We start from the raw sequence: 23408 nt of genomic DNA on the forward strand, positions 1-23408 counted from the left end.
TCAACAAGAATGAGTAAAGTTAACATAATAGAAACATAGGCTGAACGTTTTTTTAGCGAAGGCGGCCAATACTAGGAATCGGCCGCCCGTTTCTGTCTTGCTCGCGCCCTCGCAATTTCTTCGTAAAATGCGGCAATTTCCGCGGTCGAGGACACGATCTTAACCCCTTCAGCCGCGAACAAGCGCCCGAAGGCCGGATGGCGGCGGTAGCGCTGATCCAAAATGGCAAAGGTGCCGTAATCGTCCATTCGCCGCATGAGGCGGCCATACGCCTGCTCGAAGCGCAGCACCGCTTCCCATTCCGAGTAGTTGCCGTTCCGGTTTAAGATGCGCTGGATCGGATGACGAAAGTAGGCGTACGGCAGTCGCGTCAGAATGACTTGCGTCAAACTGTCCCCGCGTAAGTCGACTCCTTCAAAAAACGACAGTGAGCCGAAGAGGACACTTTTTTCTTCCCGGTTAGCGAACGAGGCAATCACTTCTTCTTTGTTGTACCTGTCTTGTAGCCAGACGCGAATCGGTAACTCGGACGGCAACGCTTCGATGTCACGCCGTAGCCGCTCGTACTGGTCGTGCATCAGTTGAATGGAAGAAAAGAGGACGAACGTCTTTAATTCTCCTGCTCGCAACAACCCCATAATTTCTGCCGCTAAGTCTTCCCGGTACGTCGGCGCTTTCGGATGTACGCGCGAAGAGACGTATACACGTGTGCGCTCCGCTAACGGAAAGGGCGTCGGCAACACCTCGTCCCGGTCGAGGGGCACGCGCAGTGCTTCGGCAAACGCTTGACACGAACCGTCTTGTCCTAATGTGCCCGACGTAAAACTGACCCCTTCCACGAACAGTGGCTCGGTAAAATAACTCATACTTTGCGGACTCACGTGGAAGAGGAGCGTTTGCTGCCCCGTTTGCTCCGCCCACAGCAAGCTCGCTGGATGATTCAATAAGCCTTGAAATTCCTTTAGTTCCAGCAGTTGCAACACCCAGCTATCCTTTTCTTTCGCCAACCGCTCGGTTTCAGCGTCTTCATATGTGCCGTTTTTTTTCCGTCCGTCGTCTTTCTCTAGATCTTCCCGCGACTCGGGCAGCGTATCTTTCGTTAAACTATGGTACATATTTTTTTGCCACTCACTTAAATTTCCCACTGCTTCACGGAATCCGGACGACTTGAAGATGAGCGTCTGTTCGCGCATGCGCGCTTGAATGCTCCCTTCACCGCGCTTGAAACGCAGCACCGCCTCGTGCGTGAGAAAACGCTGTTCCCACTCTTCTGCCTCGCGCCCATCGTAACCGTGCATTCGCGCCAGCCGACCACCTTGTTGTACCCAGCGCACGATGCGGTCGTACGACAAGGAATACGTCGCCGCCTCGATCAACACTTTTGGCAAGTGGTGCGCCTCGTCAAATACAGAAAAATCGGCTTCCCACGGTTCTACATACAACTGGTACGTGAAGTACAGCGCGTGGTTCAAAATGAGCAGGTCCCATTTGTCGCTCACGTAATGCTGGTAGTACGTACAGCCACGGCGCAACTGGCAGTCCTGCTTGTCGCAATGTTCGACGTTAACCCTTTGCCACACGCGGTCCGCAATCGGAAAGCCAACATGTTGTCGATCTAACTTTTCCCCAGCTGCACGCAGCTCCCCCATCCGCTCCCACAAGCGCGTAAACTGAGCCTTCTCTTTCGCTTCCGTCACGAAGGGCGCCACCTGATCGGCCCGCGCCTCACAGTAGTAGTTCGCCTTTCCTTTCCATGTGACGACGCTTAGCGTTCGCTGCTCACTTCTTGACGGTTGCAGCAATGCATACAATTTTTGCATCAGGGCGATTTCCTTTTTTAGCTGTTCTTGTAAGTGAATCGTATACGTACTAACCGTCATTTTAAAATTAGGCCGCTGCAATTTCACTGCGACGTACGGGATGAGGTATCCCAAACTTTTACCGACGCCAGTCGGGGCGTGGATCGCACACTTCTCCTGCCCGATCATCGCTTTGTACATCGTCTCCATCATGCGCCGCTGTGCCTCGCGCACTTCAAAACCGGGATAGATGTCCTGTAGTTTTCGTATGACTTGTTCCAGTCGTTTCACGCCATCACCGTTTTTCCATATCATCTAGTAGTAGTACTAACGATCGTATCACGATACGCACTGTTTCACAATTTAGGCCGTGCCTGTACAGTCTCAACAGCTGCCTCATCATATGATATAGAAACGGTGATTGGGGGACAGCACACATGGCACGAAAAAGGAAGCCACCGAAACGAATGCCACGCCAACGGTTGTCGAAAGAAGAAGATCAACTAATTACTTCATTTATCTAATCCTAACAGGGGCAACTTTTTTTGTTGTCGGTTCGTTTTTCTTCTTCTTCATCGCGACGAAACAGTACGGTGAAGCTGTGCACAATTACCGCCGAGCTAAACGGCGACCAGGCGTAAGACCGCCACAACAGCCTATAGAGGAACCCCCCGGCATTTAACCGAAGCGACGATTACCGCCCCCTTATTAGCCCAAAGTCAGTACCTGTCATAACAAAAAGAACCGCCATTTCCCCTAGATTTCGGGTGGGGATTGGCGGCTCTTTTTATCGCCTAGCCTCCTAAGCTATGGTCGGCTTGACTGTTAACGTCGTGGGCGCAATCACTTTCACGGTCGTCACGCGCTTGCCTACGTTCATGACTAGCCCAGTCGAGTAAGATGGCACCTTCGTCGGCTTCAATGTCCGCAATGCTAAATGTTTTCTTGCCGATCCCGGAGGCGACATCGACTTCAAAGGTGGCCAGGTACTTCCGCCGTTGGAAGTACGATTGTCTTATTTGCGCCGATTGCACGCGGCGGTGTGTGACAATGGCCATTGTGCGCGCGACCCGCCGCGTGCAGAGGACAAGCCGTTCCTCGCAATAGACCCAACTAGCGTCGCGAAACACCGCCCATCCGTACAACAACGCGAATGGGATGATGATGAGCGAGAGCGCACCCCACGGGAAAAGAAAGTACGTCATAACACCTGCGGGCAGCACAGAGACGAATAACCATCTTCTGAGCTGACGCATCAAGGCGCGGCGCGGCAGACGGTGCCGTGCATGTTGTTCATAAAAGCCGTCGACTGCGAATTCAGGGGTAACCTCGCGTAAAAACGCTGCGACCTCATCTCGTTTCAACAACGGGAATAATATCGTCGATTCACTGTCGTCCGAACCGTAGCCAGCACTCTCAATATGAACAGTCGCATAGCCAAACGGTTGACGTAATACGCCTTCGACGACGCGAACCGCTTGGATGCGCTTATGCGGAATTGTCAAGCGGCGCCGCTCAAGCAACCCGCGTTCGATAACGAGACCTTCTCCTGTACTCTGTAGACGGAATTGACCGTATCTTATGGCCATAGTAACGATCGCGACACCCCAAGCGATGAGAAGCGCAGCGGGGATCGCGATAAACAAAACCGTGATAGAGTCACCAAATACCTTAAACATGCCGAAAAAGCGGTCATATACGTTGACGTTCGGCAAAATGTCATCGATTTTAGAAAGTAGCCCGCCGATCAAAGAAAAAATGACGCCGATACTTCCCGAGGTCGCCCCGAGCAGGAACAGTTCCCGTCGCGTTATTTGGCGTTCATACGTAGGTGTGCTTTCTATTGAACGGACGTCTGTGACACTCCCACTCGTTATACTTTTATATGCATCGTCGCGCGCGACACCATTCACGCCACCCGCGTGACCTTCGTTACCCTCGCCACCTTCGCCACGCTCGGTAGCTTCGATACCTTCGCCGTCTTCGCTGCCTACCTCTGCAACCGCCGCACGATGTCTACGCCGTTTAGCCGTTAACGCTTGCCGCAGGAGATCGGCCTCCGCGCGTGAAATGGCGGCAATTTCCGCTTCAGGACCAGCCCCCCCTGCCGTCTCCACCCGTATTTTTACAACTCTAAGAAGCCGATGCACAACCCCTTGGATAGAATCGACGGATTGAATGCGTTGCAGCGGAATCGAACTGCGCGTGCGGAACAACACACCTTGCACGAGTCGCAGTTCGCCGCCCTCAATGCGATACGTATACCGTCGCCAAGCGAGATACCCGTAGACAACCGCGAGCAAGACTAAAAAGGTACCGATCGCGGTTAACCACCACAAACTAACACCCCAATTGACCAACCGCTTCCCGAGCCACGATAAGGCAAAGATCGCTGGAATGAACCATAAGCGAATTTGCTCGATTATGAGAATGACGATACCAGCTGGATGCAGACGGCGCGGCTCACACATCGTCAGCCACTCCCGCAAGTTCAGCTATTTGATCGCGCAAGGCGTCTGCCGCTTCCACCGTCAATGCCGGAATTTCGTGCTCGCCAGCCGCTGTAGAAACGGACACAGTAGCCAATCCATAACGTCGCATAAGCGGTCCTTGCGACGTATCGACGTGCTGCACGCGTACCATCGGTATGAGCGTCCGCTTAATAAAAAAGACGCCGTGTCGCAAATCAATTTCCCGTTCTGTAATTTCATAGCGCCATCGCCGCCAGCGAATCGTCGGGGCGATTACAACCCCAATAAGCGTATAAATAATAGCTAATACACCGGCAGCGGCAGAAAAAATCCACCACCAACCGTGGAAAGACGCCATATACACTAAAATGAGGGCGCCCAGCACGAGGATGGAGGAAACGATCCCACCCGCAATACGCCATACTTTCACGGCGCGGGGGTCGATGCGCTCGCTCGGTTCAGGACGCATAAGCAGCTCCCCTTCTTACCCCTTTGGAAACAAGATTAGCGTTCAACTGTCTATCGATGGCACTATTTTCCCTAGATGCCAAGGCCATTCCTTTTCCTCCTTCAAATCCATCGTCACTATAGTATAACACGCACGCCCATCGCACCAGTCATTTAATAATTTCTTTATGTTGGCGTATCGACCACCCAAACAGAAAAAAAGCCGGACATATGCCGGCCTCGGAAAGAATAACGCCTTAAAAGTTACTTAACCTTTAACCATTTATTCGATTAACCCATTATGCGACGTTGGAGCCGCGGTTGTAACCTCATATAAATAGGAACGAACACTAAGGCGATCAGCAGCCCTTTAATCACGTTAAACGGGGTAATCCCGTACAAAACAATCCCAACTAATTTATCCGCTTCGAAAGGCATATTGAGTAAATAGGCGTAAGCGGGGAAGAGCACGTAGTAGTTCATAACCGCGAGTAGCGCCGCCATGACCAGCGTACCTACGACGAAACCGGCGACGACACCTTTGATGCCGTTCATACGCCGTGCCGTCAAGACGACAGAGACGACGAACACACTGCCGGCGATAAAGTTAGAAATATTACCGATTGGAATACCTGTCTCGCTACCGGAAAAAAGGAAGTGCAACGTATTTTTCAAGAACTCGACGAGCACACCGATCCACGGCCCGAACATAAACCCGGCGAATAGCGCGGGTACGTCGCTAAAGTCCACCTTGAGGTAAGGTGGAAACGGCGGTAGCGGGAAATCTAAATACTGCATAATAAACGCAATGGAAGACAACAGTGAAATGAGGACTAACTTCACCAAACGCGAAGAGGATTGCACCATCAGATCAACACACTCCTTAGTTAATTGGCTGTTCTACACTTTGAACAACCTCGAAGATGATGTATCTGATGACAACCGTACAAATCTAAAATGCCCGAAAAAAGTGGTCTCCCACTTCCTTCGGGCAATAGATAACGAGAGTAGTTGTGTAGGCGTTGCGGCAGCCACAGCAAACTAAAGGCAGCTTAAGCTCAGCAAGTTAGTAAGCTTGACGAGCGCCTCCGCGTCGGTGTACACTTCGTGTCACGCACTGTAGCACTGTCGCACTGTTGCACTATACAACCGTTTACTTGCCGCGCATGTAACGCAGATAGAATCACGGTAACAACAGTGCGTTTAAGACTTCGTACACATTGCGAATTCATAGGCAAACTCGCCTAAACGCAGTTCGCACGCATGCACATGCCTACGTTCGTCAAACTACTCGTTGACGTACGCGTTATCATCCTTCTCCCATCCAGACTATACTGTCGGCCCCGGAGTTTCACCGAGTCCACCGCTTGCGCGGGTCACGGGCTAAGGTACGCATCGTGCACGGTACGTGCACAGCATACCATCACCGCCGGTCGGGAATTGCACCCAGCCCCGAAGGATCAAAACGTTATTCATTTCCTGCCCTCATTATAGGGGATAACAATAAAAGTTGCAATGCGTCGGTTAACTGCTTGTTAAACAGTGACGCGGTTGTCTAATATCGCTTTTAGCATCTCATCGTCTAACCGCTGCAAAAACGCCTGCACGAGTTTAATACCGTTGTCGAGATCGTCGCGGTGTACGACTGAGCCGTGACTATGAATGTATCTTGCTGGGACGCCGATGACGAGCGAAGGCACGCCCTCACCGTATAGGTGGAATTTACCCGCATCGGTACCGCCGCCACCCATCAATTCTACTTGATACGGAATGTGCTCTTTTTTGGCGATGCGCACGATCGTGTCGCGCAGTGCCCGGTGCGGCACCATCGTCGCGTCGTAAAACGCAATCAACGGGCCTTTTCCTAATTCAATTTTCTCCTCCGATTCCATACCCGGCGTATCTTCGGCGACGCCGACGTCGAGCGCGAGGGCGATGTCCGGTTTGATTGTCTGCACGAGTGTCGTCGCCCCCCGCAGTCCGACTTCTTCTTGTACCGTCGCCCCGGAGTAAATTTGATTGGGGAGCTCGAGCTCCTTGCACCGTTTAAGCAGCTCCAGCGCCATGTAACAACCGGTACGGTTGTCCATCGCCTTTCCTAGTAAAAACTTCGGATTAGCCATTTGCGTAAAGGGACAGATCGGGATGACCGGGTCGCCGACTTCGACCCCCGCTGCTTCTGCTTCGGCTCTACTACTTACCCCGATGTCGATAAACATATGTTCCTTTTTGACAACACTTTTGCGTTCGTCTGGGGGTAAGACGTGAGGCGGTTTAGAACCGATGACGCCGATAATGTCTCGCTCGCGGCCTTTAATTTTTACCCGCTGTGACAACATGACGTGCTCCCACCAGCCCCCGAGCGGCTGCAGGCGCAAGTAGCCTTTGTCGGTAATTTTTGCTACCATAAATGCGACTTCGTCCAGATGGCCGGCCAACATCACCTTCGGCCCGCGGTTGCCGATTTTCCCGACGATGCTGCCGAGGTGGTCGGTGTAAATGTCGTGCGTGACACCTTCGATGTGCTGCTTCACAATCGCGCGAACGTCATCCTCGAAACCGGGTGCGCCGTCCGCCTCCGTAAGTTGTTTCAGAACTTCTAAATCTTTGTCCACACTGCACACTACCTTTCCTTAGTTGTCTCTCCCCTGTAGCATGCGGCATGGGCAGATACTTTATGCTGGACGGTAATGCAACGCGCATATGCCTCCGCAAAGTAAAAAAGCTATAGCCCTTCACTACCCCCGCAGTAAAAGAACTATAGCCGAACGGCTGATCAGTAGATTGAACTTTAAATGAACTTTAGATGAACTGAGCTTTAGATGAACCTTGAACAGACACACTAAAAAAAGCTCTGACGCTACCCCTAATATTCTTGAATAATCGGATGAATTTCCAATTCATCGATGAGCGCGTGACGCGGTCTGCTGGCCATAAAAACGACAGCTTCCGCGATATCTTCGGCGAGTAACCAGCCTTTTTTTTCCGGATCGCCTTGCTCGCTCTCATTAAAATATGTATCGGTCATCCCCGGACTGATCACGCCGACTTTAATGCCGAGCTTACGCACTTCTTTTGCCAGTGCACCACTAAAGGCATGGATGCCGAATTTGCTCGCACAGTAAGCGGCCCCTTTCGGTATCGTCCGTTTGCCTACGTCCGAGGAAATGTTGATAATTTGCCCTTGTCCCCGTTCAACCATCGTCGGCAGTACCTCACGTGAAAACAGAAAAGGCGCCGTCAAGTTAGTGGCGAGCACGCAATTCCACTCGTCGAGCGCAGTATCTTGTACCGGTTTAAAAAGACCGATGCCGGCGTTATTCACTAAAATGTCAATTTTTCCGTAATGATCGAGCGTCCTGCGGACAGCGCCACAAATTTCGTCCTCATTTCTTACATCTGTCGGGATAACGAGGCAATCGCGGCCCTTTTCACGTATGTCTGCCGAAACTTGTTGTAGCTCCGACTCGTTTCTGGCAATGAGCGCTAAATCGACCCCTTCACGGGCGAAAGCTTTAGCGACTGCTTCGCCGATCCCGCGACTAGCTCCGGTGACGATTGCCACCTTGTTCTGCAATGTCATGTCGTCACTCCCTATACAAATCCCTCTCGGTTTACTTTAGCATATTATTTGAATCAATCGCAAACAAAAGCGTTAATTTCATTGAAAAATTGCGCTTTCCACTTTTAGCCAGAAATTGTCCCACGCGACACTCATATTCGATGCCACACGTTCATATATATGGCGTTGGATTGCCGCTTTTTCCTTTGCCTTTTGAGGCAAAACACGTTAGACTGTTCAATGAAATAATGGCGAAAAGGTGTTGTCGGTGAAAATAGGAGCTCGCATTCTCAAGACAGGGATCGCTGTCGGACTAGCTCTGTACATTAGTCATTTTTTAGGTTTGCAGCCGATTACGTTAGCAGGGATAGCCGCCTGCGTGACCGTACAGCCGTCACTTTACCGTTCTTGGCAAAACAGTTTACAACAGATTCAGGCAAACATTGTCGGTGCCGTCATCGGTGTTGCCTTGGCCATGCTGCTAGGGACACAGCCGTACGTCATTGCGCTCGGCGTCGTCATCGCCATCGGTATTAACATCCAATTAAAGTTCCATAAAAGTATACCTTTAGCGATGGTGACGGTACTCGCCATTATGGGCAGCCCGTCAGAGGCGTTTTGGGAAGTCGCAGCGGACCGTTTTCTCCTTCTGTTTATCGGCGTTATTTCGTCGATACTCATCAACGTTTTTTTTCCGCCACGTCACGAAAAACGTCTCATGAAAGAGCTCGGTGCACTGCAAGAACAAATCGTGCTCCATTTGCGCTTACTGACTGAAACAGAACGGGCCGGACGTCAAGTACACGAAGACATCAAAAAAATGGCGGAGCGTTTCGAAGAACTAGAGCAATTGTACGCGTTGTTCTGGGAGGAAAACCGTTACCGAAGGCAAGTCTTTTCCCGGCGGACGCGGAAGCTATTAGTGATGCGGCAAATGGTAACGACATGTAAAGAAGGCATCGACACACTACAATACGTCGAAAAACATCAACGCGAATGGGAGCAGCACGACGTTGCACGGTTTCTAATCAACGAGGAGCTACAAAAGTTAGCCGCGTATCTCGAAAAAGTTTTTTTAAAGTACGAAGGTAGAATTCGTACCCACGGCGATCATCAGCAAGAGATTGAGGAAGCGGAAGATGTGCTGACACTCGCCGACGTACTGGACACGATCGAAAGCCGCCAGTTACTCCTACGCGTATTGCCGGTCGTCGTGCATCTCGAAGATTATTGGCAACAACTCGAACGGTTGGACCGTACGATCGAATATTACGTGCGTTCACAACAGGAAGAGTTGTCACAGCCTAAGGCCTAGGGACGCTAAGGCACAAGGCCTCTGTTTACACTCGCTCCAAAAACGGCTATAATAAAGGATGTTCAATAAACGTCTAATCATGCGTGAATCGCCCTAAACGATAAAAAACTTTACATTTAATGTTGCTAGGGGTGCCTAAGCGGCTGAGAAACACGTGACGTGTTAACCCTTGGAACTCGATTCTGGGTAATACCAGCGGGAGGAAGTAACGACTTATACATCTCTGTGCCTTCCAACACAGATTGTTTGCTGTTCGCGGTAAAAGAAGTGCCTTCCGTTCCATGCGGAAGGCTTTTTTATTATGTAAAAAGGTGGGTTTAATCGTGAGTACGCCTTTTCTCGGTTGTAAAAACTTACACGTCCAGTTTTACGGGCGGGACGAGGTCACCCTAAACGGGGTCACTTTGTCCATTGACGAAGGAGAAACGGTGCTCTTCCTCGGCCCGAGCGGTTGCGGAAAGAGCACACTCCTTCACGCGTTAGCAGGCATTATCCCCCGCTCGATCGATGCGTTCACTAAAGGAGACGTCTGGCATCCCGAGCGCGTCGGTACGCTGTTCCAAGATCCGGAAAGCCAGTTTTGCATGTTGCAAATCGGCGACGAAATCGCCTTTAGTCTCGAAAACCGCCGGATCGCGCCCGCGGAAATGCCCGCTCGCATCGAAAGGGCAAAGCGATCCGTTCACTTAGATGACTATCCAAACGATACGCTGCTGCAATCGCTGTCCGGCGGGCTAAAACAGCGGTTAGCCCTCGCTTGCGTGCTCGCATTGGAGCCGGAAGTACTCTTTCTCGACGAACCGACGGCACAACTCGATCCGTCTGCGACGAAACAAGTGCTCTCGTGTATCCGCGAACTAAAAAATGAACACACGATCGTCCTTATCGAACATAAACTGGACGGGGTCATGGATTGGGTCGACCGCACCGTCCTCTTTTCTCCGGAAGGGCACATGATCGACGACGGCACGCCCCAGGCCGTTTTACAGCGAAACGAAGCGAAAATAAAGCAATACGGTATTTGGACCCCGCGCCTTTGGCCCCTTAAGTGGGAAGCGGTAACGAGTGGCCAACACCCTGAGCAAGTCGCCGCTTGGCGCCCGCTGCGGCAACGTAAACGGACTTCTGAGGCCGTTTCTGAAACCTCGTTAGGAACTGAGCAGCAAACCCGCTCCCCGCTTGTAAAAGTGACGGATGCGACACTGCGTTACGGCAAAAAGCGACCGCCAGTGTGGCGAGATGTCAACCTAACCGTTGCGCGCGGAGACTGGGTGGCCATACTCGGGGCGAACGGCTCCGGGAAAAGTACGTTTTTGAAGGTACTAATGGGCCTCCTTCCACTTTCCAGCGGCAATGTTTCCTACCGGTTCCCCGAGCCGCTGAAAAGTAAAAAGACAGAGTCGCTGTCGCAACAGATCGGCTTCGTCTTTCAAAATCCGGAACACCAATTCATCACCGACCGCGTCTACGATGAAATTGCCTACATCGGCACAGTCGAGAACTGGCCGGCACGGGAGTTGCACGCTAAGACGGAGCAGCTGTTAGACGACTTCCACTTAAGTACGTGGCAAGAGGTGAATCCGTATACGCTATCCGTCGGGCAAAAGCGACGGCTAAGTGTCGCCAGTATGCTGCTCAAACAATATCCACTACTTCTGCTCGATGAGCCGACATTCGGCCAAGACGCTGCGACGACAGCGGAACTGCTCGTGCGGCTACAACAATTGCACGCGCAGGGTACGACGATCGCCATGGCGACGCACGATGTGGAACTCGCCTACCGCTATGCGACCCGAGCTGTCGTTTTCGGTCGCGGAAAGCTCCTTTTTGACGGGACTCCGGACGATTTATTTCACGACCGCCAACTGTTGACTGAAGCAAAATTAGATGAACCGATGTATGTGCAATATTTGCGCCGCCGGGCACAAGTTAGGGTGGGAGTAATATGAGGAGAAGTAATATGAGGAGAAGAAAATCACATACGAGGGGGAAGCGGCATTGAATGACAAAGGCGTCCTCGGGCAATTGAATCCGGCGTTAAAACTGTCGGTTCACTTCGTCTTCATGTTACTGTTGTCTGTTATTAAGGATCCGCAAACGTCCTTTATGTTAATGTTGATTCCACTGTTCGCCGTTTTTACTTTTGTCGACGTCCCGCGTAGCAAATTACTGCTGTACTGCCTACCGCTGTTCCCCCTCTTTTTTCTCAGTGTGTGGAGCTTAGCCGCTTTCGGGCGCGGTGAAACCGTATGGTTTTCGTGGGCGTGGTTTAATTTTACGAAAGAAGGGTTTTTGAACGGGTTAACGATCGGCTTCCGCATGCTCGGCTTTGTGTTTTACGGGCTGTTATTCACCTTGACGACAGACTTTACGTCGTTCGTCATTAGCCTCATGCAACAATTCCGCTTGCGCCCAAAATGGGCATACGCACTGCTCGCCGGCGTACGGTTCGTCCCACTATTTTGGAGCGAATACGAGCAAATTCGCGCCGCGCATCGCGTACGCGGCGTGCACCGCGCAAAAGGGGTGCGCGAGCGCGTACAGGCCGCCTTCCGCTACACAGTGCCATTGCTCGCACAAGGGATTCGCAAGGCGGAGCGCGTCGCAATCGCTCTAGAAGCGCGCGGTTTTGACGGCTCTTGGAATCGTACGTTTTACCGGGCGGTCGGCTGGGGGAAGCGGGATATATATTATTTTTTGGTGCTCGCCGTTTTACACGGACTCCTCATCGCCTTCTCGTCGGCGCTCGGCTATGTGCGCTGGGGGATGATGTTTTGACACTCTTTTAATCGATACTGACGATCGTCGGTGCCCGCAGCTCTAATACTTCTTGTAACTGGAGGAGTGCTTGCGGCGTCCCCTGCACGGTGGCGCCGTAAGTCTTAATGCCGTGCGCACTAATATAGCTCTTGCGGCGATTCCAAAGCGCCTGTTCGCCCGTCCGCAACGGGTGCGCGGTAACTGTCTCGAGATGTTCGCGCAATCGCGCCTCGCTGTTCGCGAGAGAGACGACTCCCGATGAGTCCTGCCATAACATGAGCCCGAGTGGATACGCTTGCGTGGCCTCAGCCGCTTTTTCACCGCTGTAAACGGGGATCCAAAGTAACTTCAGGTCGTACGGTGCTAACATTTTTCTGAGCGCCTGCGGCGTCACATAACTGTTGGTCGAAAAATTCAACTGCACAGTCGCTGCAGGTGGTAGTTGTGTGAGGACGTTCCAAGTATCCTCAGCGTTATTATTCACTTTTTCTTCTGTCGGCAACTTAAACGATGACCGCAATAACGTGTCGGTTTGATCCAAGCGGACATCGACTTCTTGCCACCACAACTGCTGCTTCAGTGTAACGGTTCCAATGCGCCGCCTCTCCGCAGCGACACCCGCGTGCAGCGGATAACTAATTTCCCGCCCATACAACGGGAACCAACGCGTCCAGTCACTCTCTTTGTGACCGATTTTTCCTAGTGGAAAGCTTAGTTCGGCCCATGCGTATAACCGTTCCTCCGTACTTCCGAAAGTTAATAAACCATAGCCGAAACACGTTAACGAAACGGCATACAGCGTCAGAACGAGCCACACGCCCCATTTAATAACGACCCACCCCCGCGGCGGTTGCGCATCAACCGTTTGCTGCCTCCGGATGTATGGAAGTGGAAGATCATCTCCTACAGCGGAATGACCTGTACGGCCGAAGGAAGGGTACGGTGCAACTTCTGCAGGTGGAAGGGGTGCATCGTCTACATACGACGGCACGTTACCCTGCACAGACGACACGTTCCCCTGCGTAAACCGCACGTCTCCTTGCATATACCGCATGTCATCCTGTATAGACGACACGTCGTCCTGCATATTCGGCGCCCCGCCTTCTAGTCCAAACGTTTCGTGCACCGCATCTGGTTTACGCGAGTATACATAGCTGGCGAGTGGGTCAGTGGACGGCGCATAACGATCTTCCCCGTATGCCGACGAGTGAGTGGTGTACGGTTCTTCGAGATCCGTATCTGACGGTGTGTCGGCAGCGTTTGTCTCGCATTGATTTACGCGAAATACTGACCGCGACGGATCCGTTGTATGTGACGGTTCGAGATCGTACACGCGACTGTCGTACGGCGTTTCAGCGTAAGTAACAAAATTATCCGTGGCATACAGACTCGAAGGCGTACGTCCAACGTACTTCTCTTCCTCAGCCATGCGCAAACAATCGTCGCATTGGCGCAAATGAGCGATGACTTGTCGCCGCTGGGAACTCTTTAAATTTCCTTGTAAGAAATGCGGGATATACACCCGACACGCGAAACAAGATAACTGTGCCGCCATTGCTGTCGCTCCCTTAACAATCCCCGTTTCATTTCGTACAGCCACGTACAGCCTTACCGTAAACATCTATCTACATCTATATGAAAGCTCGTTCGCACGGTATGCACGTCGCATAAAAAAAACCATTTTTCCCGTATGGGAAAAATGGCGCGTATAAGCAAAAGGTTCCGCCTCTTTGCGTCGATGGCAAAGGGCGGAACCTTAGTCATTTACCGTATGTGCAGTGTCAGTGATCGCATGACTGCCTTCGTACGAAGGCAGTGTGAAGTTAGTGTACGGCAAATGTTGTATTCGCGTTAGATGTTTGCGTTAGATGTTGCCATTACATGCGAGATTTGCGCAGCGCAGGTACGAGGTTCGGGTTCAAGATCTTAATGTACGTCCCCTTCATACCGAGCGAACGCGATTCGATGACGCCCGCACTTTCTAATTTGCGCAGTGCATTAACGATGACGGAGCGGGTAATCCCAACGCGGTCAGCAATTTTACTTGCCACGAGCAACCCTTCTAAGCCGTCTAACTCGTCAAAGATGTGGTCAACAGCTTCTGATTCACTGAAGGACAGTGAGTTAATCGCCATTTGTACCACTGCCTTACTGCGGGCTTCTTCTTCAATTTTGCCTGAGCGCTCGCGTAACATTTCCAACCCGACGACCGTAGAACCGTACTCGGCGAGAATGAGGTCTTCGTCGACAAATTTCTCTTCCAAGCGAGAGAGTAAAAGCGTTCCTAAATGGTCGCCGCCGCCGAGGATCGGCACTAATGTCGTGTAGCCTTCTTTAAACATATCGCCTAACTCCGTCGGGTAAGCGGTGAGCGGGTCGTCGACACTAATGTTCGGGGATGTCCGTTCAACTTCCATCAACCGCTCGACGTATTCCGCTGGGAACTGCTTTTCACTCAAATATTCTTGCATGCGTTCGCTAGCAATTTCGTGATCGATGGCGACACCGAGCAGTTTACCTTCCGGACCGACAACGTAAACGTTCGCCCCGATGACATCCTTCAGTACCCCGGCAATGTCGTCAAAGTTCACTTGATAGCTGACGTTTTTTTGTAATAGCTTATTGATGCGACGTGTTTTCTCCAACAGAGTCATTTGTTGTTCCTTCCTCCTACAATGTTCGACAATTTGTGACTTCTCTCTTATTATAACAGAAAGTTTGTCCATTTGTTACCCAATCTTTGAACACTTATCAACTTTATTGACACTCGCTCATCCTTTTAAACCTTAACGCGAGAAACTGTGACTGTTCGCGCTTAACAGGGCGAAAATGAGCTTACGCCAACGTTCTAATTGGGTATTAATGCGACTACTGACCTGCAAGTGCGTTTTCGACAACTAATTATAGCATAATTAGAAGTCTAAGTCTAAACTTTCCCAAAAGAAAACTCCGTGACGATTTCGTGACATTTTTATAGATGCGCCATTAGCGATGGTCGCCACAAAATCCACTCCACTTTCCCTTCCAATAAGTGAAAGGGTACGAGGCCGACGCTATCGTAACGGCTGTCGCGACTGGCGGACTTGTGCCGGTTGTCGCCCATTACGAACACTGTTTTTTCCTTAACGGCGACTGGACCGTAATTCCCGTCTTCGATCGGTACATCGATGTACGCCTCCTTAACGCTTTTGCCGTTGACGTACAGCGTAGCGCCTCGTATTTCCACGACATCTCCCGAAATGCCGACGACTCGCTTCACTAAATATCTCCCCTGGCGATGGGGATCGGCAAACGTAATGACGTCCCCTCTCTTTGGCTCGGTCACGACAAAATAAAATTTGTTGATGAACAACGTGTCACCGTCCTGCAACGTCGGAGCCATCGACGTCCCATTGACGACAGATAGTGAAAAACCGTAATGGTGTACGGTGAACGTTAAGAGGACGACCGCAGCACAGGCGGCCGTCCAGCGCCGTAGCTTCACCTCCGATAACCACTTCAGTGCGCGTTTCCGCCCCGGCTCGACGGGCGTACGATTAGTTAACGTGTCCAGTTCGGGTAGCTCTTGATTGACTTTAGTCACCTGATTCACTCCATTGTTGTAATGTGCAGTTATCTTCAATTTTTTCCAACTGACGAGATTTTATAATCTTTGCTCGCGAGGTTTAAAAAAAAATCCCAACTGCTACTAAAACAATGGAAAACAAATAAAAAGGTACTTACCCCACCAGCGCAAGACATGCTGTAGAGTAAGTACCTGTCGTTCAGTCACTGTTTTTAGTTGCTGCTACTGTAACACTACTTGTGCAGGATGCCACCCACAGGGGCGAGTTGTTCCCCTAGTTGTTTTGCCCGGTCGCGTGCCGACAGGACTGCCGCATGTACGGCGTGGGAAAAATCGTGTGCCCGCAACACTTCCAACCCGGCAAAAGTCGTGCCGCCCGGCGACGTAATTTTTTCGCGCAATAGCGCTGGCTCCTCGTTTGTCCGCGCCAACATTTCGGCAGCGCCGATCAACGTTTGTACGGTTAGCTGGCGCGCCGTTTCCGGCCGCAGTCCGGCGTCGATGCCAGCTTGTTCCATCGCCTCGACGAGATAGTACACGTAAGCCGGACCACTCCCGGACAATCCGGTGACAGCGTCCAATTGCTCCTCGTCTAACGTGACGACAGTGCCGACCGACTGAAACAGCTGCTCAGCGAGTTTGACATGTGCGGGCCTAGCCCACCGGCCTGCCGCGAGCCCGGTCGCGGAACGGCCGACCGTGCACGACGTGTTCGGCATCGCGCGAACGATTGGAATTTCTGCTCGGACAAATCCTTCTAAATGGTGGGTGGATACACCGGCGACGACGGAGAGCAACACGTGTTGTCCAGAGCGCAAGCTGCTCCCCCACGCCGTCATCGCTTCCGCGACGTCTTTTGGTTTCACTGCGAGCACGACGATTTGCGCGCCGCGGAGCGCATCTGCTTTACGCTCGGGCTCGGGACAGACGATGCCATAGCGCTGCTTTAATGTTTTAAGCCGCATATCATCCGCCTTGTTGAGGACAAAAATGCTATCTGGCCGCGTCAACTTTTTTTCTAACAGTCCGCCGATGATCGCTTCCGCCATCGCCCCCGCACCGATAAAGCAAATCGATTCACTTAACACGATGTCACACCTCCTCCGCGTATTTGTCCCGTGCCGCGCAACACGTACTTGTACGATGTCAACTCCTTCAGCCCCATCGGACCGCGCGCGTGTAGTTTTTGCGTGCTAATCCCCATCTCGGCGCCGAAACCGAACTGAAAGCCGTCGGTAAAGCGCGTCGACGCATTGTGGTACACGCATGCGGCGTCGACTCGCCGCAAGAACGATTCCGCCGTCTCTATATCGTCAGTGACAATACACTCCGAATGCTTCGTGCCGTGTTTGTCAATGTGACTAATCGCTTCGTCGAGGTCCGCTACAATTTTCACTGCAAGGATGTGATCTAAGTACTCGCGATCCCAATCTGCCGCCTCAGCTGCTGACACGTTCGGGGCGAAGGCGCGGGTGCGCGCACACCCCCTTACGATGACGCCACGGCTCGCGAGGGTAGACAACAATGTCGTTAAGCGATCGTCGACCTCTGCCCACCCCTCGTGTACGAGCAGCGTCTCCAGCGCATTGCAGACGCCTGGGCGGTCCGTTTTTGCGTTGAGGACGATCTGTTCCGCCATCGCCGCGTCCGCCGCGCGGTCGATGTACGTGTGGCAGACACCTGCCCCCGTTTCCAGCACTGGGACACGCGATTCAGCGATCACGCGCTGAATAAACGCCGCACTGCCACGGGGAACGATCACATCGATTAACTCGCTAAGCGTCAGCATTTCCGCCACCGCTTCGCGCGCCGTATCTTCCACGAGTTGGATGCATTCCTCCGCCAGATCCGCTCGCCGTAAGCCGGTGTGAATAGCGGCGAGTAGCGCTTTGTTCGACTGTATCGCGGATGAACTGCCGCGCAGTAGCATCGCGTTTCCCGTTTTTAGTCCTAACCCGAAAGCGTCAATCGTCACATTCGGGCGGGCCTCGTAAATCATGCCGATCACCCCGAGCGGTACGCGCACTTTTTCCACGCGCAAGCCGTTCTCCAGCTGCCAGCCGTCGATTGCTGCGCCGATGGGATCTGGCAGTTCGCGCAAAGACATGAGCCCGGCGGCCATCTCGTTTAGGCGCGCCTCGGTGAGCGTCAGTCGATCGAGCAACGCAGCGGACACCCCACCTGCGCGCCCCTCTTGCACATCTTCCTCGTTTGCCGCGAGTATGTGTCCTTTTTGCTCCTCTAGCGCGCCCGCCACTTGCTTGAGCGCCTCGTTTTTTTGCTCCTCTGGAACGGCCGCCAAATAAGTTGTTTGCTGTTTACACAAGGTGGCCTTCGTTCGTACATCGCTCATCTACACTCTCTCCTTTGCTGGGCGCATTTTTAGCACGTGTACCCAATTGTCGCGGTGAATGACTTCGGCTGCTTGTTCTGGCAAACGCCGAACGATTTCTTGCGTCTGAAGACCTTTTACTTGACGGAGGACGGATGCCGCATAATTGACGACACCCCTCCCGAACGGCTCGCCGCATTCCCCCGCCACTTCGACGACGTCGCCCGCACGAAACTCACCTTCGACGCGCACGACGCCACACGGCAACAAACTGGCGTGACCACGTTTCAAGACGTACGCTGCTCCCGCATCGACGACGAGACGCCCTTTTACTTGCGAGAGGTAGGCAATCCACTGCCGTTTTCGCCCGGGAGTCGGCGCGTGCGAGCTTTCGTCCGGGTCGATGTCCGCACCGACGTACGTTCCCGTCCCGTCCCCGGCGACGACATCCGCTAACCACGTTTCCGCTGCACCTGCGCGCCCAATGTACACCTTGACCCCGAGCGAGGATGCATACCGCGCCGCCTGAAGCTTCGAGCGCATCCCCCCCGTGCCGTACTTACTGCGCGTCGACCCTAAGCTGGCCAACAGCGAATCGCTCACTGTGTCTAAATAAGGGATCGGCTTCGCTTCCGCATCGCGTACCGGATCTTTCGTGTACAACCCGTCCGCCGTCGTCGCGAGTATTAACCAGCACGCCTGCAAAAAACCGGCCGTTTGCGCCGCCAAAAAATCGTTATCTCCCCAACGGATTTCCGCTGTCGACACCGAATCGTTCTCATTAATAATTGGGACGATGCCGCGCGTAAGCAATAAGTTGATCGTATGAAAGGCATTCCCACACCGCTCGCGGTCGGAAAAGTCGCTGCGCGTCAACAGCACTTGCGCCACTTCGACTCCGTAGTCGTTGAACGACTGTCGGTAGTGCTCGATTAAAATGCCTTGCCCGACCGCGGCCGCCGCTTGTTTTTCTTTCACCGACTGCGGACGAGTATTCAAACCGAGCAGGCGGTAACCGCAGGCGACTGCACCGGAAGAGATGACGACGACCCGCATCCCGCGGCGTCGCATGTAAGCAATTTGTCGCACGATGCGTCGCATTTTAGGCAGCGATAATTCACCGTCAGCTGTCGCAAGCGATGAACTTCCAATTTTTACAACCGCAATCCCTTCGTCCACAACCAATCCCCCCTAAGGAAACAAGCGAAAAACAGCACTATTCAGTCATCCATCTATATAACAAAAAAACTCCTTCGATCCTCTAAAGGACGAAAGAGTTACTTCCGCGGTACCACCTTTATAAACAGCGACAGCTGTTCACTTTAACCGCCAGCGCTTGTCGCGCGACGTCCGCTTGCTAACAGGGACGGCACCCTGGACAAGTTAAATCCTTGCCAGCATCCGGGATGGGTTCGAAAAATGACTTCTGACCAACTCTTTCAGCCGCCGAAGTTGGCTCTCTGACAGGGTCATTTTTCTACTAGTCCCTTCATCGCTCTCGTTCGTTTAATGATTGCCATCCATTATGCCTTGAATAAGTATCGTTGTCAAGTGTTTTTTTCGTGTAAAAAGTTTCCGTGGTTCATTTTCGGTGATTAAATACACACGATATACACACGATTAGTTAGACAATACTGGTGGGTCCGCTTCATAGTGAAAATACACTTCTTTCTCCAAGGCGCTTGAGCAGGTACATTGAAAACCGAGATTGTGGTAAAATTCCATTAACTTCTTTGTACCGTCGTCAACCATGATGAGTAGCTTTTTGGCACCCTTTTGGTAAAACCGTGCCTCGAGTGCCGCGACGAGCTGGCGTCCGATCCCTTGGTTCTGGTAGGCGGGATTAACCGCTAAACAGTAAAAAAAGCCACGGCTGCCGTCTTTCGTCCCCATAATCGCTCCTACCACTTCGCTATTGTGCTCAGCGACGAGGACTAAATCGCGGTCGTGGGCGAGTTGGTTGGCCAACGTATTTAATGTCTGGGCCTCTCTTTCCTCTGTGGCGGTTTGGGACCAAATCTCAATGACATCCCGATAATCAGAAAGTTTAAAAGAACGAATGTTTACCATCGCGATTCCCTCCTCATTCCCGTATATGTTAGTTTACAGGACGCGCGGTGTTATGACAATTTTCTTTTTTATCCTCGCCCCTACTTGAAAGCGCAATCCATTTGTTATAATAAGGCCGATATCGATTGAAACTTTTTTTTGGAAGGAACCGTTCTGTGGCTCTTATATCAGCTAAAACACCGCAAACAAAAAAAGATATTCGCCGCGAAATCGCCTGGCTCGCCTTTCCTGCGATCGGGGAAATGATGCTGCAAATGATCGTCAGTATGACCGACGTCGCCTTCGTCGGTCGGTTAGGTGCTAACGAGCTCGCAGCGATCGGCATCGCGACAAACATATTTTTTACCCTCTTGTTTATTTTTGCCGCTATCGGCGTCGGCGCTACCGCGATTATCGCGCGTGCATTCGGGGCAGGTGACGCCAAACAGGCGAACTATGTCGCCGGACAGGCGTTTACACTCGGGCTCGGCATCGCTGCCGTCGCCTCATTACTCGGTTTTTTTTACGCCGAGTCGTTGATGGGCTTTTTCTCACGGGATCCGGAAGTGATCGCACACGGTGTGGCATACCTCGAAGTGGTCGCCCTTCCGTCCGTTTTTATGCTCGTCTATTTCGTCATGCGCGGGGTCGTCATCGGGTCGGGGAACACGAAACTCCCTTTGTTGCTCGCCGTGCTCATCTCGATCATTAACATTACGGGCAACTACGTGTTAATTTACGGGAAATGGGGTTTTCCACGGCTTGGAGTCGCCGGTGCCGCTTGGTCGACGTCACTTTCGCTATCGGTCGCCAGCCTCATTCTCATTGCGGTCATGTTCAGCGGCAAAATACGTGTGCACTTACAGTTTCGCGATGTCATACGCCCGCACTGGCAGACGATGAAGCGCATTTTGCGCTTAAGTATTCCCGCCCAGTTGGAAGAGCTGATGCGCGGCGGCGGGAACTTACTCGTCACCTTAATCATCAGCCTCAGTATGGGCGCACTCGCATACGCGGCACACACAGTCGCAATTTCCGTCGAATCGCTATCGTTCATGCCAGGAATCGGCTTTGCCATCGCTTCGACTGCCTTAGTCGGGCAGGCGCTCGGGGCTAAACTTCACGAGCGAGCCGAACGCATCGGCTGGGAAGCGACGAAAATGACGGTCGCCGTCATGAGTGTGTTCGGACTCACTTTTTTAGTGTTATCCGAACCGATCGTCCGCCTGTTTACAAACGACGCCACCGTCATTCCAATCGCTGCGTTATTAATCAAAATCTCTGCCCTCGAACAGCCGCTCATGGCGTTAGAATTTGTACTCGCTGGCGCGCTACGCGGCGCAGGTGACACGCGCTGGGCACTGTACATTACGCTAATCGGCAACTGGTGCATTCGCATCCCCGGTTTGCTCTTGGTCGTATTCGTCTTCGGAGGGGGCATTTACGCGATTTGGGTCGTTTTCGTCATCGATTGGCTCATCCGCGCGTCGATCGCTGTATGGCGTTTCCGCTCTGGTAAGTGGAAAACGATCGATGTATAACTGACACTGCGCGGAATCTATATGGTGAGCCTGTTCAATGTTTGTTGCTGCTTCCTTTTACCGCCGTACCTACTCTGCGGCACTTAACGGGCCCGTTTCCCTTTCCCCTTGCGGGGAACAAACGCACCGCCTCCCCGTTTGCGATTGCGCCCGTCTTGGCGGCCGCTGTGCGGCCATTTTCCTTTTCCCTTTCCTTTAAACGGCTTTTCCCACAGCGGTTTTTCGGCTGTTAACTGAACGGGACTCGTATCCGGTTCTTTCGTAATCATTTTTAGAGCAGCGGAAAGGAGGGTCACCGAGTCGTGGTCTCCTAACAAATTGGTCGCCAACTGTTTGTACGCCGCCGTATCGCCTGCATCGACAACGGCAAGCAGTTTCTCCATCGCGACCCGCTGCTGACCTTCGAACGCCTCAGCTAACGTCGGAATCGGCTTGCGCACCATTTTGCGCTTACTCACTTGCTCGATTTTTTTAAGCAGCCCAACTTCGCGCGGCGTGACGAACGTCGTGGCGATCCCTGCCTTGCCCGCGCGCCCCGTTCGCCCGACTCGGTGGACATAACTCTCCGGGTCTTGCGGGATATCGAAGTTGTACACATGGGTGACCCCGCTAATGTCGAGGCCGCGTGCGGCCACGTCCGTTGCGACTAACACGTCGATATCACCTGTTTTAAACTGTCGCAACACTCTCGACCGTTTCAGCTGGCTCAAATCGCCGTGAATGCCCTCAACGGAGTAACCGCGCTTGTTCAAAGACTCATATAGCTCATCTACCCGCCGTTTGGTCCGCCCAAAGACGATCGCCAGTTCGGGTAATTGAATGTCCAGCAAGCGACAGAGTACATCAAATTTCTCCCTTTCGCGCACTTCGATCACGTGTTGCTCGATGTTGGGGACGGTCATTTCCTTTGCTTTGATTCTTATAAGTTCGGGGTCTTTCATAAATTTCTCCGCTAAGTGCTGAATCGTTTTCGGCATCGTCGCGGAAAACAGCAACGTTTGTCGTTCGTTCGGGATTTCCTGCAAAATTGTTTCAATATCCTCAATGAAACCCATGTTAAGCATTTCATCCGCTTCGTCCAACACGACGCACGTCGTATCGTCAAACCGAATGGTGCGCCGCCGCATGTGATCGATCAATCGACCGGGCGTTCCGACGATTACCTGCGGCCGTTTCTTTAGTGCTCTTATTTGTCGGTCAATTTGTTGCCCACCATAAATCGGCAAAGCGCGAACCTGTTTAAACTGGCCAATCTTATTTAGTTCTTCCGCAACTTGTATAGCCAATTCCCTCGTCGGCGTAATCACGACCGCCTGAATTTTGTGCACGTCTGCGTCTACTAGCTCGATCAGCGGGATTCCGAAAGCGGCTGTTTTCCCTGTTCCCGTCTGCGCCTGACCGATAATATCCACCCCTTGCAACGCCTTCGGGATCGTCTCCAGTTGGATCGGCGTCGCTTCTTCAAAGCCCATATTGCCAATGGCGCGGGTTATGGGAAAACTCAATCCTAACTCATAAAAAGTTGTCACTAAACGTTCTTCTCCTTAAGTACTCGAAGTACTCGATT

General features: G+C 52.3%; 18 protein-coding genes and 2 riboswitches. Of the genes, 4 read left to right on the top strand and 14 right to left on the bottom strand.

The window, feature by feature from the left end:
- Window positions 1-71: 71 nt before the first annotated feature.
- The 6 genes from BN1247_RS11740 to BN1247_RS11765 form a co-directional block, all read right to left on the bottom strand.
- A complete protein-coding gene (locus tag BN1247_RS11740; RefSeq protein WP_082415918.1) occupies window positions 72-2114 on the bottom strand; it encodes an ATP-dependent DNA helicase in 2043 nt (680 codons plus the stop codon).
- A gap of 479 nt (window positions 2115-2593) precedes the next feature.
- Window positions 2594-4270: a PH domain-containing protein gene (locus BN1247_RS11745; protein WP_054950555.1), complete on the bottom strand. Its 1677-nt coding sequence runs from the start codon at window positions 4268-4270 to the stop codon at window positions 2594-2596.
- On the bottom strand, window positions 4263-4739 hold the full coding sequence (locus BN1247_RS11750) for a PH domain-containing protein (RefSeq protein WP_054950556.1): 477 nt from the start codon (window positions 4737-4739) through the stop codon (window positions 4263-4265). Before BN1247_RS11750 ends, BN1247_RS11745 begins: the two co-directional genes overlap by 8 nt.
- Window positions 4740-5008: 269 nt before the next feature.
- Window positions 5009-5563, bottom strand: coding sequence for an ECF transporter S component (locus BN1247_RS11755; protein WP_331458302.1), 555 nt, complete (start codon window positions 5561-5563; stop codon window positions 5009-5011).
- A 462-nt stretch (window positions 5564-6025) separates the two neighbouring features.
- Window positions 6026-6181: riboswitch (FMN riboswitch) on the bottom strand.
- A gap of 71 nt (window positions 6182-6252) precedes the next feature.
- Window positions 6253-7341, bottom strand: coding sequence for a M42 family metallopeptidase (locus tag BN1247_RS11760; RefSeq protein ID WP_147675242.1), 1089 nt, complete (start codon window positions 7339-7341; stop codon window positions 6253-6255).
- 242 nt (window positions 7342-7583) lie between these two features.
- Complete coding sequence (locus BN1247_RS11765) at window positions 7584-8300, bottom strand: SDR family oxidoreductase (RefSeq protein ID WP_054950559.1); 717 nt, start codon at window positions 8298-8300, stop codon at window positions 7584-7586.
- A 247-nt stretch (window positions 8301-8547) separates the two neighbouring features.
- On the opposite strand from BN1247_RS11765, the gene BN1247_RS11770 reads away from it, so the two are divergent.
- The 3 genes from BN1247_RS11770 to BN1247_RS11780 all read left to right on the top strand — a co-directional run bounded on the left by BN1247_RS11770 (window position 8548) and on the right by BN1247_RS11780 (window position 12372).
- A complete protein-coding gene (locus tag BN1247_RS11770) occupies window positions 8548-9594 on the top strand; it encodes an FUSC family protein (RefSeq protein WP_054950560.1) in 1047 nt (348 codons plus the stop codon).
- Between the two features lie 117 nt (window positions 9595-9711).
- A riboswitch (TPP riboswitch) is annotated at window positions 9712-9815 on the top strand.
- A 102-nt stretch (window positions 9816-9917) separates the two neighbouring features.
- Entirely contained in the window at window positions 9918-11543 is a 1626-nt protein-coding gene (locus BN1247_RS11775; RefSeq protein ID WP_054950561.1) for an ABC transporter ATP-binding protein, read from the top strand.
- Window positions 11544-11592: 49 nt separating this feature from the next.
- Window positions 11593-12372: an energy-coupling factor transporter transmembrane component T family protein gene (locus BN1247_RS11780; RefSeq protein ID WP_054950562.1), complete on the top strand. Its 780-nt coding sequence runs from the start codon at window positions 11593-11595 to the stop codon at window positions 12370-12372.
- Between the two features lie 7 nt (window positions 12373-12379).
- Here the strand turns inward: BN1247_RS11780 and BN1247_RS11785 are convergent, their stop codons facing one another.
- The 7 genes from BN1247_RS11785 to BN1247_RS11815 all read right to left on the bottom strand — a co-directional run bounded on the left by BN1247_RS11785 (window position 12380) and on the right by BN1247_RS11815 (window position 20321).
- The gene (locus BN1247_RS11785) at window positions 12380-13975 is read right to left on the bottom strand and encodes an anti sigma factor C-terminal domain-containing protein (protein WP_082415920.1); all 1596 of its coding nucleotides are present in this window, start codon (window positions 13973-13975) and stop codon (window positions 12380-12382) included.
- 256 nt (window positions 13976-14231) lie between these two features.
- Window positions 14232-15008, bottom strand: a complete 777-nt coding sequence (codY, locus tag BN1247_RS11790; protein WP_054950564.1) for a GTP-sensing pleiotropic transcriptional regulator CodY — start codon at window positions 15006-15008, stop codon at window positions 14232-14234.
- 317 nt (window positions 15009-15325) lie between these two features.
- Window positions 15326-15937, bottom strand: coding sequence for a signal peptidase I (lepB, locus tag BN1247_RS11795; protein WP_054950565.1), 612 nt, complete (start codon window positions 15935-15937; stop codon window positions 15326-15328).
- Window positions 15938-16152: 215 nt separating this feature from the next.
- Window positions 16153-17007, bottom strand: coding sequence for a pyrroline-5-carboxylate reductase (proC, locus tag BN1247_RS11800; protein WP_315969609.1), 855 nt, complete (start codon window positions 17005-17007; stop codon window positions 16153-16155).
- Window positions 17001-18272, bottom strand: coding sequence for a glutamate-5-semialdehyde dehydrogenase (locus BN1247_RS11805; protein ID WP_054950566.1), 1272 nt, complete (start codon window positions 18270-18272; stop codon window positions 17001-17003). The genes proC and BN1247_RS11805 overlap by 7 nt, the downstream gene beginning before the upstream one ends.
- A complete protein-coding gene (proB, locus tag BN1247_RS11810) occupies window positions 18273-19430 on the bottom strand; it encodes a glutamate 5-kinase (protein ID WP_054950567.1) in 1158 nt (385 codons plus the stop codon).
- 441 nt (window positions 19431-19871) lie between these two features.
- Window positions 19872-20321, bottom strand: coding sequence for a GNAT family N-acetyltransferase (locus BN1247_RS11815; RefSeq protein WP_054950568.1), 450 nt, complete (start codon window positions 20319-20321; stop codon window positions 19872-19874).
- A 155-nt stretch (window positions 20322-20476) separates the two neighbouring features.
- On the opposite strand from BN1247_RS11815, the gene BN1247_RS11820 reads away from it, so the two are divergent.
- The gene (locus BN1247_RS11820) at window positions 20477-21841 is read left to right on the top strand and encodes an MATE family efflux transporter (RefSeq protein ID WP_054950569.1); all 1365 of its coding nucleotides are present in this window, start codon (window positions 20477-20479) and stop codon (window positions 21839-21841) included.
- 83 nt (window positions 21842-21924) lie between these two features.
- Here BN1247_RS11820 and BN1247_RS11825 read toward each other — a convergent pair whose 3' ends face one another.
- On the bottom strand, window positions 21925-23370 hold the full coding sequence (locus BN1247_RS11825; protein WP_054950570.1) for a degradosome RNA helicase CshA: 1446 nt from the start codon (window positions 23368-23370) through the stop codon (window positions 21925-21927).
- Window positions 23371-23408: the final 38 nt, after the last annotated feature.

This window comes from Numidum massiliense, assembly GCF_001375555.1.
Taxonomy (GTDB): domain Bacteria; phylum Bacillota; class Bacilli; order Thermoactinomycetales; family Novibacillaceae; genus Numidum; species Numidum massiliense.

Coding starts and splice junctions, on each gene's coding strand:
- BN1247_RS11740 (WP_082415918.1), bottom strand. CDS start 2,114: ATGATATGGAAAAACGGTGATGGCGTGAAACGACTGGAACAAGTCATA.
- BN1247_RS11745 (WP_054950555.1), bottom strand. CDS start 4,270: ATGTGTGAGCCGCGCCGTCTGCATCCAGCTGGTATCGTCATTCTCATA.
- BN1247_RS11750 (WP_054950556.1), bottom strand. CDS start 4,739: ATGCGTCCTGAACCGAGCGAGCGCATCGACCCCCGCGCCGTGAAAGTA.
- BN1247_RS11765 (WP_054950559.1), bottom strand. CDS start 8,300: ATGACATTGCAGAACAAGGTGGCAATCGTCACCGGAGCTAGTCGCGGG.
- BN1247_RS11785 (WP_082415920.1), bottom strand. CDS start 13,975: ATGTTTACGGTAAGGCTGTACGTGGCTGTACGAAATGAAACGGGGATT.
- codY (WP_054950564.1), bottom strand. CDS start 15,008: ATGACTCTGTTGGAGAAAACACGTCGCATCAATAAGCTATTACAAAAA.
- BN1247_RS11805 (WP_054950566.1), bottom strand. CDS start 18,272: ATGAGCGATGTACGAACGAAGGCCACCTTGTGTAAACAGCAAACAACT.
- BN1247_RS11815 (WP_054950568.1), bottom strand. CDS start 20,321: ATGGTAAACATTCGTTCTTTTAAACTTTCTGATTATCGGGATGTCATT.